Annotated in this window: 9 protein-coding genes; 6 read left to right on the top strand and 3 right to left on the bottom strand. The window is 35.8% G+C overall.

Annotated features, from left to right (window positions below; translation table 11 throughout):
- Nucleotides 1-36 precede the first annotated feature (36 nt).
- Together QP953_RS17890 and QP953_RS17895 are read left to right on the top strand one after the other, a co-directional pair.
- The gene (locus tag QP953_RS17890) at nt 37-1,677 is read left to right on the top strand and encodes a hypothetical protein (protein ID WP_052597395.1); all 1,641 of its coding nucleotides are present in this window, start codon (nt 37-39) and stop codon (nt 1,675-1,677) included.
- Nucleotides 1,678-1,683: 6 nt separating this feature from the next.
- Nucleotides 1,684-2,976: a sigma-54 dependent transcriptional regulator gene (locus tag QP953_RS17895; protein ID WP_309552188.1), complete on the top strand. Its 1,293-nt coding sequence runs from the start codon at nt 1,684-1,686 to the stop codon at nt 2,974-2,976.
- 137 nt (nt 2,977-3,113) lie between these two features.
- Here the strand turns inward: QP953_RS17895 and QP953_RS17900 are convergent, their stop codons facing one another.
- Nucleotides 3,114-4,508: a hypothetical protein gene (locus QP953_RS17900; protein WP_309552189.1), complete on the bottom strand. Its 1,395-nt coding sequence runs from the start codon at nt 4,506-4,508 to the stop codon at nt 3,114-3,116.
- 313 nt (nt 4,509-4,821) lie between these two features.
- On the opposite strand from QP953_RS17900, the gene QP953_RS17905 reads away from it, so the two are divergent.
- Nucleotides 4,822-5,859: an SMP-30/gluconolactonase/LRE family protein gene (locus tag QP953_RS17905; protein WP_309552191.1), complete on the top strand. Its 1,038-nt coding sequence runs from the start codon at nt 4,822-4,824 to the stop codon at nt 5,857-5,859.
- Between the two features lie 258 nt (nt 5,860-6,117).
- Here QP953_RS17905 and QP953_RS17910 read toward each other — a convergent pair whose 3' ends face one another.
- On the bottom strand, nt 6,118-8,139 hold the full coding sequence (locus QP953_RS17910) for a PKD domain-containing protein (RefSeq protein ID WP_309552193.1): 2,022 nt from the start codon (nt 8,137-8,139) through the stop codon (nt 6,118-6,120).
- Between the two features lie 482 nt (nt 8,140-8,621).
- On the opposite strand from QP953_RS17910, the gene QP953_RS17915 reads away from it, so the two are divergent.
- Nucleotides 8,622-8,843, top strand: coding sequence for a DUF2795 domain-containing protein (locus QP953_RS17915; RefSeq protein ID WP_052597406.1), 222 nt, complete (start codon nt 8,622-8,624; stop codon nt 8,841-8,843).
- 86 nt (nt 8,844-8,929) lie between these two features.
- Here QP953_RS17915 and QP953_RS17920 read toward each other — a convergent pair whose 3' ends face one another.
- On the bottom strand, nt 8,930-10,096 hold the full coding sequence (locus QP953_RS17920; RefSeq protein ID WP_052597408.1) for a hypothetical protein: 1,167 nt from the start codon (nt 10,094-10,096) through the stop codon (nt 8,930-8,932).
- A 596-nt stretch (nt 10,097-10,692) separates the two neighbouring features.
- Here QP953_RS17920 and QP953_RS17925 point away from each other — a divergent pair.
- Together QP953_RS17925 and QP953_RS17930 are read left to right on the top strand one after the other, a co-directional pair.
- Nucleotides 10,693-14,148 (top strand): pyruvate carboxylase, encoded by a 3,456-nt coding sequence (locus QP953_RS17925; RefSeq protein ID WP_309552195.1) that lies wholly within the window; start codon nt 10,693-10,695, stop codon nt 14,146-14,148.
- A 164-nt stretch (nt 14,149-14,312) separates the two neighbouring features.
- The gene (locus QP953_RS17930) at nt 14,313-15,071 is read left to right on the top strand and encodes a DUF1295 domain-containing protein (RefSeq protein ID WP_309552196.1); all 759 of its coding nucleotides are present in this window, start codon (nt 14,313-14,315) and stop codon (nt 15,069-15,071) included.
- Nucleotides 15,072-15,339 lie beyond the last annotated feature (268 nt).

Raw genomic sequence — 15,339 nt, forward strand, 5'->3', positions numbered from 1 at the left:
TACTTAATTTAATTATTCGTTTCAAGCCACAAAATTATGCCTTCAAAATCAAGTTTATCAACATTTTTAATCTGCCTATTAGTTTGTATTACAACGCAAGCTCAAGAAGGATTGAACATTGAATCTGTTTCTATTTTTAAGAACAAAACTGCATTCTTTGTAAAAAAAGGAACTGTTGCTACCCAAAACAATAGTTGGCTGATTTTAGGAGATACCATCCCCGCCGCTTTAAACGGAACGTTTTGGCTCAACTCTCCTGACAATGATTTTAAATTGGTAAAAGCTTACAAAAAAACCATTAAAACAAAAGAGCAAGCAGTAGCTAGTGATTTTGCAGCTATGCTAGCTTTGAACGATGGAAAAACAGCAACACTATATTTTAAAGATACGCTATACACAGGGAAAATTTTATTCATGCAAGTAACGCCCAAAAAGAAACCCGATGCTCCCAATCTAAAAGCTCCATTATTCGCTTTAATTACCAAAGAAGGTAAAACTATGGTATTCAAAGAGAGCAGTATTAATGGGTTGATGCACATCGAATTTTCTAACACGCCTCAATTTACTTATGACTATACTCAGTCAAAACAATTGCCTGCTCTGCAAATTGATTTTAAATCAGATAAACCCAAACAGGCTTTGGATATGATGTATTTATGCAATGGGTTGGCTTGGAAACCCGATTATAAAATTGAATTGATTGAAGAAAATAAAGCCAAATTATCCCTTCGGTCTACCGTTTTGAATGAAGCAGAAGACATCAGCACCAAAAAACTTAATTTAGTAGCCGGTGTTCCCAATTTTAAATATGCTACAAGCATTTCTGAATTAATTAATTTTTTAGACATTCATATTGGAGGATTTGCCAATAACGTTCAAGCATTTGGTAACATTGCGATTCCTCAAAACCAGTTCAATGAAACGGTCTACAACAGTCCAACTACTTTTTCGGGCAATACAACGACCGCCTCACCTGCTCCCTCTTTTGGCGAGGCTACTGCTATGGAAGATCTATATTTTTATACACTCAATGATGTTGTTCTAAAAAAAGGGGAACGAGCTTTCTTTGATATTTTCACAGTTGATGTTCCCGTAGAGCATATTTATGAAGCAGTTCTATCAGACAATAACATTACCTATGCCTTAGAATATAGCTTCATAAAAAAAGAAAATCCTGTTGTTCATACCATTAAACTAACCAACAATTCTAAGTTTACGTGGACAGCTGGTTCTGCACTCGTTTTAAAAAATGATAAAAACCAACAAGCTCCTATTAGCCAAGATAAATTGGGCTATACTTCCCAGAAAGATGATATTTCTGTCAAACTTACGGAAGCACCTGATGTTAGTGTCCGCTTTTTAGAAAAAGAAACCAATCGTACTCCCAATAAAAAAAGCTTAAAGAAGGGAAATTATACTTATTATAATGATTTAGTAGAGGTTGAAGCAGAAGTAACGGTTCATAATTACAAAAACAAAGCCATCCGCCTAGACCTAAAACGTGCTATTGCTGGTGAATTGGATAAATCCAACCTTGAATGGCAATTGGCTCCAAGGGTGCAGTTTGGCTATACTTTAAATAAAAAAACGGATGTATGCTGGGAGCTAAAATTGAAAGCCGGTGAAGAAAAAGTCATTCGATATACTTACTCATTTTATACATCTGAACACAGATAATACTATATGAATTTACAATCAATTAAACAACGTTTTGGAATTATAGGTAATTCTCCAACCTTAAATCATGCCTTGCAAATAGCCGTACAAGTGGCACCAACAGATTTATCTGTACTCATAGAGGGGGCAAGTGGTGTTGGAAAAGAATCTTTTTCCAAAATTATACACAATTTATCGAGTCGAAAGCATCAAAAATTTATTGCCATTAACTGTGGTGCTTTGCCCGAAAGCACGTTGTATTCTGAACTCTTTGGGCATACTAAAAATGCCTTTACAGGAGCAACAACAGAACGAAAAGGTTATTTTGAAACGGTCAATGGTGGAACTATTTTCTTAGATGAAATTGGAGAAATGCCTGCCAAACTACAACAGTTCTTACTGCGTGTTTTGGAACAAGGTGAGTTTGTCAAAATGGGTTCCAACAAAGTTGAAAAAACAGATGTTCGGGTCATTGCAGCCACTAATGTTAAGCTACTGGAGAATGTACAGCAAGGGAAATTTAGAGAAGATTTGTACTATCGACTCAATACGGTTCCCATCAAGGTTCCTCCATTAAAAGATCGTTCAGAAGATATTCACATTTTGTTCCGAAAATTTGCAGCTGACTTTGCAGAACGTTATAAAACGACTCCCGTTCGTTTGGACGAACGAGCCCAGCTACTATTAGAAAATTATAGTTGGCCAGGTAATATCCGAGAGTTAAAAAACATCGCCTTACAAGTATCTGCCCTTTCTGATAGTAAAACAATTACCGCAGACGAACTCTTGCAATTTATTCCCAAGGCATTGGATAGAAATCTGCCAGCAGTCAGCAATCAATTTGGAGGCGGTTTTGATAATGCCGCAGGTTCTGGTTTTTATGAACGGGAGATTTTGTTCAAGTTTTTGTATGAGATGAAAAAAGATTTGGCTGATCTAAAAACATTGATTGCCGAAATTGCTCATACCAATAATCTTCAAATGCCTAATGGCACAACAGCTTCGAGTCTAACGCCTGTCCCCAGTTTTCAAGCTCAAACCAAGGCTAGCTTTAACAACTCGGACTATGAGGAAGAAAATTACGAGGAACACAATAGCAAACATACTCCTATTGTCATCAATTCTGAACGACCTGTTAGTAATAAATATAGCGATGTGGAAGAAATTGAAGAATCCTTATCCATTGAAGATATGGAGCAAGAGTTAATCAAAAAAGCGCTAGCCAAACATCGAGGAAAGCGCAAAGAAGCGGCAAAGGAACTCGGCATTTCAGAACGGACATTGTATCGAAAAATTCGTCAATATGAAATTGAGGCTTAAGTATTCCACGCAGTAGCACCTTGTATTAGTTTTATAAATGCAATTGATTTTGCCTCATTTTCTCTTGATAAAATATTCTGATATAGCACCAAAGATAAACCAACGATCAATAATACGATCTTATTTTTGGTGCTATTTTAAATCAACTTTTTATCTCTTGCTTTTCTTGTTTTCAGAATATTCCATACCAATCCAAAAGCAGGTAAGGTAATCAACCAAGCTACTCGGCTATTATAACGATCATAAACACCAGAAGTTGAAGCAACAATAAATGCATTTACCAAAATTCCCAAAATTAGCAGTGTAGCCAATGCCTTTTCTTGTTCTGAATAACCTCTATAAAAAAAGAAAGCCATCAAAACAATAAACGCAGATAAATATAACACAACCTTTTGCACAAAATTAGCGACATATACTTCCTGCTCTGTATATGTTTTTAGAACTTGGCGACTGTCTTGCCCTGCCAAATAATAGGTAGGAAAATAAGGTTTTATGGGAGCCATAAATGGGCGATCTTTGGTATTCCCCATATCTTCCTGATTGTTATAATCAAAAAAAGACAGCTGCATCAAGGTGGCTTCTAAACTGCGAATGATATACTTTTTTAAATACTTAGGGTGGGTTAAAATTTTCCAACATAACTCATTGTAAAGGGCTACTTTTTCATCTGACCAATGCCATAACTCCTTCTTGTTAAAATAACTTCCTGGCGACCATAAAAAGTACCGCCCCAAACCCAATGACTTTATATGCCCGCAAATATCATGGTCGAATTCCGTGCAATTTTCTTCTAAATAGCTTTGGGCTAGACCAAAATCACACAATCGAGCAAACAAAAATATTCCTCCGCCTTCAGTTCCAACAAAGCCTCCACCTCGACTGTATTGAATGGTACAAGTTGTTAGATAACTCCCTCCTACCAGAGCCATCATAAATGCCAATTTTCGGCCTGTAATCCCCAATTGTTGGTATCTAGCTTTCCCTCCTTTCAAGAACCTTCCCAACAACACTACCAAAAGTAGAATTAGATTTAACAACGTATGCGAATTATGCATTCCTGAAGATAGAAGAAATAAAAAGACTGCTATTCCAAAATCTCTTCTTGATATATTGGTTGCTAGTAATAAAAGACAGAAACTGAGTAGGACAATTGGAGTAAAAATATCTGGCATTAGCATGCTAACGTGAAAAGAAGCTGCCGTTGTTGCTGCAATCATGCAAATATAAGAAGTCAAAGAAACTGCTAAGTATTTGCTAGGGAAAAAGTATTTAAAAATCAAGTGAATAGCTCCTATCAAAATAATTCCCTGTGCCAATAAAACCAACCACAAAGACTCCCATAAACTAACGTGTCGTATAAAACCACCATACAACCACAATCGTGTATTGCCTGCTTTCCCTTCAAATCCTGAAATAATATACCCCAATGAGTCGGTAAAAAACAAGGGAAAACCATTATAAAAAGCTGGGATACATAGTACAATAGAAAGAAGAAAGAAAAGAAGAATATATTGTTTATTTGATATCCTCATAAAGATTCCGTTTGTTTTAAAAGCAAAAGAATAGTATGCTTACAGTAATAAGGAGGACATAAAATAAGTATCCTTTTTTTAGTCGTAAAAACATTACGCCTCCTCAAAAGACTCCTATAAAATGCCATATACTTAATAGATAGGGTACTAAAATCGTGTAAACATAAAAAATTATACCCTTAATTACAAGTTCATCTAACAGGTATTCTAGAAACATTTATGCAATACATATTTCTATTTTTATCTTTTAAACAGTAATGATTCGTACATTAGTACCCCCTATTACTATTACTTAACAAAAAGCTTAATGAATATGTATAAACTTACTTATTATCTAATTTCTATCGCTTATTTTTCCATCTGTCTTGCCTGTGTTTCGGTACCCAAAAACACGCACAACTCTTCTGAGCGTATTGCTACAGGGGCAGGTCCCGAAGATATACTCTTAGATACTATTTCATGTCAACACCCTAGATTACTGGTTTCTTGCACCAATCGCCGCTTAAAAGATAGTATTCCTAATGGGAATATTTATGCCATTGATTTGGACAAAGATTCTTTAATCAGTCGTCCTCTCCTACGGGTCAACGAACCCGACACACTCGTTTTTCAACCACATGGATTTGACTTGGTTCGTCAAAATGGAAAAGTGTATTTATTTATCGTTTCTCATGACGAGCAAAGAGACAAACACTATGTTTACAAATATGAAGTAAACGAGCAACAACTTAAATTTGTAAAAGCCTATCAAAATATATTAATGAACTCCCCTAATACTGTTGTTGCCTTAAAAAAAGGAGGCTTCTATACTAGTATTGACCAAAAGAAACGAGGCAATCAACTCGCCTTGCTTTTTAAAGCAAAATCAGGTAGCATCGTTTTTTGTGATGAGCAAGGTGGTTGGGCAAAAGTTGCTTCTAAATTGGCGTACCCAAATGGCTTGTATATTACATCCAAAGAGCGTTATTTATACGCAAGTACCACACGCCAGCATACTCTATTTAAGTACAGTATTAAAGCAGATGGAAACTTGATTAATCGAGAAAAAGTTACTCAATTGGTCGGCGGAGACAATATAAGATTAGGTCAAAACAAAGAACTCTTAATTCCTGCACATCTCAAAGCATTTAAGTTTTTTGCTCATTTCAAGGACTCATCCAAGATAGCTCCTAGCGTTGTTTATAGTGTAAATACTACTGATGGAACCAAAGAAGTGGCATATTCTAACGATGGGAAGCAAATTAGTGCTGCATCAACTGCTGTTAGCTACAAAAATCATCTATATATTGCGCAAGTTTATCAACCCTATATATTACGCATTAAGCGAGAAAATAAGGTTTCTAAAAAATAGTACTTTAAGCCTTCGTTAAATAAATCTATATTTTTATGTCTTTTTTCTTGCAAAAAAAAAGAAAAAGTCTGACATTGGGAATAGATCAAAAAAAGCACTTGATCTTCTTCTAAAAAAACACTACTAAAATTAAATTTTAGTAATTAAATATAATGGTTTTCATAGCTTAGGTTTGGTGGGGTAATCAAACCTAACAGGGTTGGTCTGCTCGGGGGAAATGACCAACCCATTTTTTTTGCCCTTACTAAACCTTCCGATTTATTTTCCTCTCTTTATAATTTTTTTAGTCTCAACTACTTTTTCTGCATTCATCAAGGCAATAAAATAAATTCCCTCTTTCCAATCAGCCATTGAAATTTTATAATTTCCATTCGCAGAGTTAGCTTGATACATAAGCTTTCCTGAAATATCTATAACAATAATTTGTTCAATATCTGATGCCACATTGGTTAGATATACTTCTGTTTCAACAGGATTGGGAAATACGGTTGCAGTAACATGGTCTTCCTTGATAACAATAGAGTGTTGTGAACTTTTTCTCATAGATGGATTGGCAATTGTCACTGAAACTTGATCTGTGTGAGTTGCTCCTTGGTCATCCATTACCTCCAATTCAAACACATAGGTTCCTACTGCTAAATTATTCACCATAGTCGTGACATTTTGTGGCGTTTGAAGCGAAACAACAGAAGCCTTTGGACTTATAATCAATCCATTCAAATAAGCATATTCTGCTCCATTGGCAGTATCTACTTCAAATAAAATTTCCCCAGAAGCATCCGCTACAACATCATTGAGGATAACTGCTTGTGTTGTATTGTTTGTTGCATTAAGAATTCCAGATTGACTCCCTATTGTGTACCGAGTTGTTTTATTTCCTGTTCCATTTCTCCCACCATAAAATGTAAAATCATACAAACCATTTGGAGCCAAACCATCAACGATAATTTTTCTAGCAACACCTCTACTACGTATCCAATAAGTAGATGCTATAACAGCATCTGGCATTACTCCAGAATTATTTCCTGTAGAAAGTCCGCTTAGCTTAGCGCTCCAAGCATCCAAGAGATGCAAAGTAACTCCTGTTGGATTATTTTGATCATCAACCAAATTATTAATAGTTGTTCCTACAGATACTTGACCAAGCGTATTATTCCAAGGGGCTGTTGCTAATATCGTATTCGGAGTATAACTAAAGTTGATTAATATTGGATTACCAGAAGTACTAACTGGCCCACTCAACAAACGCCATTGGTAAGAAGTAATGGTACCATCACTATCTAAGCTCCCAGTCCCATCTAAAGTAACTGCATTTTGTGGGCTTGTAATATGTATATCTGCTCCCGCATCCGCGACAGGCGGAACATTAGGGACAACAACAGATTTGCTTTGAGCAAATAACCATGCCCACATATTATCGTTGTAATACGCAGCCGACCAAGCATTGTGCCCTGATGCTTTGTATAAAGTAAAAGCAAGGTTTTGAGTAGGAGAATGCACACCTGATGCGATGCTAAAACTAGTTCCATCAAATTGAAATGTTTGGTCTGTTGTTGCTGGTCCCAATTCATTAGGGTCATTTGGGTTGGGGTAAGTATAAGGATACAAGTACCCTTCTCTGAGGATTGTAGGACCACCTACATTTGCTATTCTATCTACATTTTGTGCTGTAAAAGGAATTTTTACTACTTTATCTCCAAAATTATGAAATGCCCAAATTGGCACACTTTGAAGATGCGGGGATGGGTCGGCTACCTTATCTGCTCCACAAATAGGCACCATCGCTGCCACCAAATTGGGATAAGCCTCTCCAAATTTCCACACAGAGCCCCCTCCTGCACTTAATCCAGTGACATAAATTCGGCTAACATCAATTGGGTAACCCACATTTAATAAATAGTCAATCAATTGTTCCAATAAGATAGGCATATGCCTTGACGATGTTTGTGGAGCAATAATAATAGCAGGAAAATGTCTACCAGAACCTCCATTAGGATTGCTAATCGCCTGACCGATTCGCTTCATTGGTCCATGTCTCAATACTCTATTCAAATCAGGAAGCTGCCCACTACCTCGTTCTCCTCGACCATGTAGGAATAAAACAAGTGGATAAACTTGCCCTGAAGTATAATTTTGTGGCAAATATTCATAATAACCATAAGGCTTGCCATCTCCTTGCACTTTTTCAATTGCTGTTAACTGTCCTGAATTACCCGAAGGTTGCCCATAGGCAGTTAAAATAAAACACAAACTGATCAAAATTAATAGTAGTTTCTTCATAAGAAATTTAGATTTTAATAAAAAAGATAATTTCACTTACAAAAGGGGGATTTTAATATTTTTTACTACTCAAAAGTATAAAATACTTCATCCCTTAATTCATCTTTTTTTCGCCATAATCTAAACTCAAACGAAGCCCACTCTTAACTAAAAACATAATGATCAACCAATTAAAAATCTAAAAAGTCTAACTTCTTTCTATGAAAAAGCTATTAACATTTAGTAAAAAAAACATTTCATGAGTAAAATATAAAGCTTCAAAACTTTTTCTATTCTTCATCTGTTTACCTTAATAAATAGCTTATAAATGCTTTATTTGACTAAAAAAAAAGAAAAAAAGCAACCTTTTGAAAAAAAGTACGTTAGGTTATACAATTTCACATTAACTTTTTTACATTTGCAGCGTTTCCAACAACAGCCATATTATAACATGGTTGAGGAACCTTAACAATTGAATTTAAAAACTAAAATTATACTATATTATGTATTGGACTTTAGAATTAGCCTCTCACCTACAAGATGCTCCTTGGCCAGCAACTCGCGATGAGTTAATTGACTACGCAATTCGTTCTGGTGCGCCTATTGAAGTAATCGAAAATCTTCAAGCTCTTGAAGACGAAGGCGAAGTATATGAGGGCATTGAAGATATTTGGGCTGACTTTCCAACAAAATCAGATTTCTTCTTCCCAGAAGACGAGTATTAAGATCTGAAAATACTAACAATAGGAAGAGCGCTGAATTAAATAATTCAGCGCTCTTTTTGTCATTAGTCTACTAACTTTTTATAACACTAGTTTAATATTTTGCTTAATTCTTCTTTTTGTGCAACCGAAAGCGGTTCGTTCTCTAATGCCCATAAGGCATATTTCTTAACTAGCGGATGTTGCTCACAGTTACTAGTAAAAGACCAAACCAAAGCATCATATATTGCGTCGTTAATTAGATTCGTTTTATCTTCTTCTGTCTGTTCAGATTCACCATAGGCTTCTATCCCTCCTTCGTATTTTACATAGTCCAGGGTTTGAATCAAACGTAATATTGATTTGTAACTTCCACTAAACATAAACTCACACCACAACATATCCAATTGTGCGGGGTTAATAATAACATCGTAGGGATTCGGTAAAGCAGATTTCTGTAGTTCTACATAAGCTTCGGATTCAATTCCTTTTAAGTTTTCTAAAAATTCCTCTGCTTCTAAGTCACTATAGTACAATAAGTAAATTAAATGAAACCGTGTATTCTCATCCTCTTTTTGATAGGCATTTAGAATTTGATGCAGCAAAAATTTATTGTGATTAACAATCTCTAGCATTGCTGAAAAAACAGGCAAAAAAGAATTCTCGTTTTCCGACATTTCGCTCTTAGCATAATAGATATAATGGGCGATAGCTGCTTCAGGTCGTTGATCTCTATAATAACCTTGCATCCATTTATTAAATCCTTCTTCCCCCTTTACCTTAAAAGCATCATAAGCTGGCAGTTGTTGTACAACAAGCTCTGATTTCAAAACCTTAGATTTACCTGATACTAAATCTCTTATTTTTATTTTAACCTTATATTTTCCAAATAAATCTTTCTCTCCAAATGCAACTTTAAGAATAGCATCTCCCATTTGGAGGTATTTAGGATTTATTTTTTTGTCAGACAGAATAGGCAAGTCCGTTTCTTTTAAAAATTCTTTTCTTTTTGGCGTTGTGATAACAATATCATAGACGGCATTAACTTTTCCATTCTCGTCTAATCCAAAATCTCCAGCAACAACAGCAATAAATGTATTTTGCCCTTTAAAAACTGTTTTTGTGGTCATTATTTGGGGAATAGTAGTACTAACCGTTTTATACCATTTATCTTGAAATGTATAATCTGTTGTTACCAATAACAATCCATCAATCGCAAAAAGATTGGAAAGGTAAAACAAAAAATAGATTGTTAGTAGAGTTTTTATAGTATTCATATTTTTAATTTAGGTGTGTATGGAAACGAAACTTACAACTAAATATAGGCTTATTTTTCAATAAGTCTGTCTGCAAATTATTATAAAACAATATCTCCTTTATAAAATAAACTACGATTCTTATCAAATTATTTGAACGATCCACCCCCTTCATTTGAAAAATGAAAATTGTCCTAAATCAACACAAAAATAGCTCTCCCTTTTGCAAGGGATTGTAAAACAAAGCAATCTACAAAAGCCATATAATATTCTAAAAAAAGGTTTCTAAATCAGAATAGCAAAACTATTAAACTACATATAGTTTAAGTCTAAAATAAAATTCCAAATTTGCTTCTTAAAAGCTTGCTTTTCTCCTCAGATTACAATTACTTTGCGACAATCCAATAGTTGAACATTTAGCTTTTAAATGTTCAAAGGTTAGAATCTAAAAATACCCCACTACTACTTAAAAAATCATGTTCTTAGGCACTGCAACACGTTCTAATTTTCCAAGCCTGTTTGTTGGAATTGGATTTTTTATTTGTTGTAAGCTATCAAAGAATGTTATATATAGGTTTTCAATTTAGTATTCTTCTAATCTCAAATTTAAAAACGCGATGAAAACGCAAAAACACAACCGTTTCCAAAAATTAATGGTTGCCAACCGAGGAGAAATTGCTGTACGGGTACTTCGTGCTGCCTCCGAACTAGAACTCACTACTGTTGCTATTTATACGCACGAAGATCGTTATTCTCTACATCGTTACAAAGCTGATGAAGCCTACCAAGTGGGCAAAGATGACGAACCACTAAAGCCTTATTTGGATATTGAAGAAATCATTCGAATAGCTAAAGAAAATGCGGTGGAAGCCATCCACCCTGGATATGGTTTTTTGTCAGAAAATGTTCGCTTTGCTCAACGCTGTCAAGAAGAAGGAATTGTCTTTGTTGGTCCATCCCCTTCTGCCATGCAACAATTGGGAGATAAAGTAGATGCCAAAGAAATTGCACGAAAGCTAGAAGTTCCGTTAATTGAAGACAGTCAAATTCCATTAACCAGCGTAGAAATTGCCTTAGAAGAGGCTGCTCGCATTGGTTATCCGATTATGGTAAAAGCTGCCTCAGGTGGAGGTGGTCGTGGTATGCGTGTCGTCCGCCAAGAATCAGACCTTCCTAAAGCCTATTCAGAAGCTAAAGGAGAAGCCAAAACAGCCTTTGGAGACGATACCGTTTTTTTAGAAAAATATATTGACGCGCCCAAACATATTGAGGTTCAAATTTTAGCCGACAACTATGGCAATATGGTGCATCTTTTTGAAAGAGACTGTTCTTTGCAACGTCGTTTTCAAAAAGTAGTAGAAGTAGCTCCATCTGCCACTCTAGGTCAAAACACCAAAGACGCCTTATACGAATATTCGTTGCGTATTGCCAAACATGTCAACTATAGTAATGCTGGAACTGTTGAATTTTTGGTTGATAAAGATGAAAACATTTACTTTATAGAAGTCAACCCTAGAATTCAAGTAGAGCATACCATTACCGAGCAAATCACAGGCATTGATATTGTTCGTTCTCAGATTTTGATTGCAATGGGTTACCCACTATCCCATCCACAGATTTATATTCTGAGCCAACAAAGTGTCAGTCATATGGGGTATGCAATTCAATGTAGAATTACAACTGAAGACCCTACCGAAGGATTTAAACCAGATTATGGTCAACTAATTGCTTATCGCAGTGCTGCTGGCTTTGGGATTCGTCTAGATGCTGGTTCTGCTTATACTGGCGCCAAGATTTCACCTTTTTTTGACAGCATGCTTGTTAAAGTTACCGCTTGGGGGCGCACCCTCAAAGGAGCATCTGGTCGCTTGCATAGAGCATTAAGAGAATATAGAATTCGTGGCGTTAAAACCAATATTCCGTTTCTTCTTAACTTATTAACAGACGAGACATTTCAAGCGGGAAAAGCAACCGTTACCTTTATTGATTCGAACCCTCAACTAATGCAATCATCCAAACGACGTTTGGATAGAGGTACTAAAATGTTATCGTATTTGGGTGACGTTATTATTAACGGGAATCCAGATGTTAAATATGTTGATGCGAATAAAACATTTCGCAAACCAATTGTTCCTGCGTTTGATAAAATGAGCGACTTCCCAAAAGGAACCAAAGACAAGCTCAATGAACTTGGTCGAGCAGGTTTTGTAGATTGGTTAAAACAAGAAAAATCCATTCAGTTTACAGACACTACTTTCAGAGATGCGCATCAATCCTTGTTGGCAACTCGTGTCCGTACCCATGATATGATTAAAGTGGCTGAATCGTTTGCCAAAAACAACCCCAATATCTTTTCTATGGAAGTTTGGGGCGGTGCTACCTTTGATGTTGCTTTGCGATTTTTAAAAGAGTGTCCTTGGGAACGTTTGAAATTGTTGAGAAAGGCAATGCCCAATACATTGTTGCAAATGTTACTGCGTGGTTCTAATGCCGTTGGGTATACGGCATATCCTGACAATCTGGTAGAAAAGTTTATAGAAAAAGCTGCTGAAACAGGTATTGATATTTTTAGAGTTTTTGATTCCTTGAACTGGGTAGAAGCTATGAAAGTGAGCATTCGAACCATCCGAGAACGAACCAACTCTTTGGCAGAGGCTTGTATTTGTTACACGGGGGATATTAACAATCCTAACAAAACAAAATATACCTTGCAATACTACCTTGATTTAGCGCGTCAGTTAGAAGATGAGGGTGCTCACTTGCTTTGTATCAAAGATATGGCAGGTTTATTACAACCTTATGCTGCAGAACAATTGATCACAGGGCTTAAAGAAGCCGTTGATTTGCCCATTCACTTACATACGCATGATACTTCGTCTATTCAATCTGCTACTTACTTAAAAGCGATTGAAGCGGGTGTTGATGTTGTGGATGTTGCCCTAAGTGCTGTCTCTGGACTAACATCTCAGCCTAACTTCAACTCTATTGCCAGTATGCTCCAGTTTCATGAACGTGCTTCTGACTTAGATGTCCAATCCTTAAATTCATTTTCCAACTATTGGGAAGCTGTTCGAGAATTCTACTATCCATTTGAGTCCGAACTAAAAGCAGGAACAGCGGAAGTTTATCAACATGAAATTCCTGGCGGACAGTACTCTAACTTACGTCCACAGGCAAGAGGTTTAGGTCTAGAGGATCAATTTGAAACGATTAAACACAACTACGGAGTTGTCAATCGCTTATTCGGTGATTTAGTTAAAGTTACTCCATCCTCAAAAGTTGTTGGAGATATGGCAATGTTTATGACTGCCAACAATTATACTGAAAACGATATCCTTACCAAAGGAACAACCATTGATTTCCCCGATAGTGTTAAAGCACTATTTAGAGGAAATTTGGGACAACCGCACGGTGGCTTTCCTTCAGAATTGCAAAAAATCGTTTTAAAAGAGGAGCAACCTTTTGTCGAACGTCCTAATGCGCATTTAGCTCCCATTGACTTTGAAAAAGAGTTCAAGGCATTTCAAGAAGAATTTAGTACATTCTGTGATGAGTTAGATTTTATTTCTTACAAACTCTATCCAAAAGTATTTAGAGATTTTTATGAACATCACGAGAAATTTAACGCCGTCCAACATTTACCAACACTACCTTTCTTTTATGGTTTGAAACAAAATGAAGAGACGATTGTAGAAATTGATAATGGTAAAAATATTTTAATTCGATACATCGGTTCCTCGGCACCAGATGAAGAAGGAATGCGCAATGTAACCTTTGAACTCAATGGTCAAACTCGCTCTGTCAAAATCAAAGATCAAACGATTAAAACAGAAAAAGTGCTGCATCAAAAAGCAAGTGGAGAACGCCAAATTGGTGCGCCTTTACAAGGAAGTTTGTCACAAATTTTGGTACAGGAAGGAGATAATGTAACTCCTAATACACCTTTGTTTATCATTGAAGCCATGAAAATGGAAAGCACCATTACTTCTCCTGTTTCGGGAGTTATCAAAAAAATACACTTAACAGAAAAAACAATGGTTGGACAAGACGATTTAATTATTGAATTAGAATAAGCAATAAGTTAACTACTGACTTTAGAATAGTCTAATGATATAATCCACATTGTTTATAATAAAAAAAGTTTTACTTTAGTAACTCCATAGAGGTGTAGCTTTGAGCTACACCTCTTCTATTTTAATTATTTTTTCCTTTCAATATTCACATATCTTCCCTCAATATGACAACGACACTTTTTTATGGTATTGTATACGGCTGGATAGCATTGGCTTCCCTTACTTTTCTTTCTTTATTTTTTGTCACCGCTCCATTTGGGCGGCACACATCCGAAAATTGGGGACCTAGTATTAATGCTCGATTAGGCTGGTTTTTAATGGAGTTGCCATCCCCTCTTCTATTCAGTTATTTTTTCTTTACAGGTAGTACAGCACCAAATAAAGTTACTTTAATTTTTTGGAGTTTATGGATATTACACTATCTTAATCGAACGATAATCTACCCCCTACGACAAAGAGATCATAATAAGAAAATGCCTGTCATGATTATGGGTTCTGCTATTTTTTTTAATATTATAAATGGCTTTATCAATGGTTACTTTTTGGGCAATTACGGAAACTTGTATCCTGAAACATGGTTAAGTTCTCCTATTTTCTGGATTGGTATCATGCTCTTTTTGATAGGAATGTTCATCAATATTCAGTCTGATAATATTTTACTCAACCTTCGCAAACCAGGAGAAACAGGGTATAAAATTCCTCAAGGTGGCTTGTTTAAGTATGTTTCTTGCCCCAATTTATTGGGAGAAATCATTGAATGGATAGGTTTTGCCATTATGGTTTGGTCTTTACCTGCTCTATCTTTTGCTTTATGGACTTTTGCTAATTTATCTCCTAGAGCCATAGCGCATCACAAATGGTACCACAATAAATTTGAAAATTATCCTGAAAATCGAAAAGCTGTTTTGCCTTTTCTTTGGTAGACTTTGTTGGCATTTTATACACATTAGTAGTTTGTTGATTTTTTACTCTTTACCCAAAAGATAAAAAAACACATTTATACTAGCTTGATAATCAAAATTTTAACACAAAACACAACAAAGGTGTAACTTATTAATTATCAACTGCGAAGCACTCATGCAATAAACTAATAAAGTTTACTTCGTGAGCGCTGCGCTTTTAGTTAGCTGCGCTGCTACTCCGTGGTTTCAACGAACTATTGACACATTGGTAATAGTAAAAACCAACTAT

Origin of the sequence: Aureispira sp. CCB-E, from assembly GCF_031326345.1 — a bacterium.
In the GTDB taxonomy this organism is placed as follows: domain Bacteria; phylum Bacteroidota; class Bacteroidia; order Chitinophagales; family Saprospiraceae; genus Aureispira.

What these genes read in the sequence shown, in the direction of transcription:
- QP953_RS17915 (WP_052597406.1), top strand. Translation starts at nt 8,622, where the DNA reads ATGTATTGGACTTTAGAATTAGCCTCTCACCTACAAGATGCTCCTTGG.
- QP953_RS17910 (WP_309552193.1), bottom strand. Translation starts at nt 8,139, where the DNA reads ATGAAGAAACTACTATTAATTTTGATCAGTTTGTGTTTTATTTTAACT.
- QP953_RS17895 (WP_309552188.1), top strand. Translation starts at nt 1,684, where the DNA reads ATGAATTTACAATCAATTAAACAACGTTTTGGAATTATAGGTAATTCT.
- QP953_RS17890 (WP_052597395.1), top strand. Translation starts at nt 37, where the DNA reads ATGCCTTCAAAATCAAGTTTATCAACATTTTTAATCTGCCTATTAGTT.
- QP953_RS17920 (WP_052597408.1), bottom strand. Translation starts at nt 10,096, where the DNA reads ATGAATACTATAAAAACTCTACTAACAATCTATTTTTTGTTTTACCTT.
- QP953_RS17930 (WP_309552196.1), top strand. Translation starts at nt 14,313, where the DNA reads ATGACAACGACACTTTTTTATGGTATTGTATACGGCTGGATAGCATTG.
- QP953_RS17925 (WP_309552195.1), top strand. Translation starts at nt 10,693, where the DNA reads ATGAAAACGCAAAAACACAACCGTTTCCAAAAATTAATGGTTGCCAAC.
- QP953_RS17905 (WP_309552191.1), top strand. Translation starts at nt 4,822, where the DNA reads ATGTATAAACTTACTTATTATCTAATTTCTATCGCTTATTTTTCCATC.
- QP953_RS17900 (WP_309552189.1), bottom strand. Translation starts at nt 4,508, where the DNA reads ATGAGGATATCAAATAAACAATATATTCTTCTTTTCTTTCTTCTTTCT.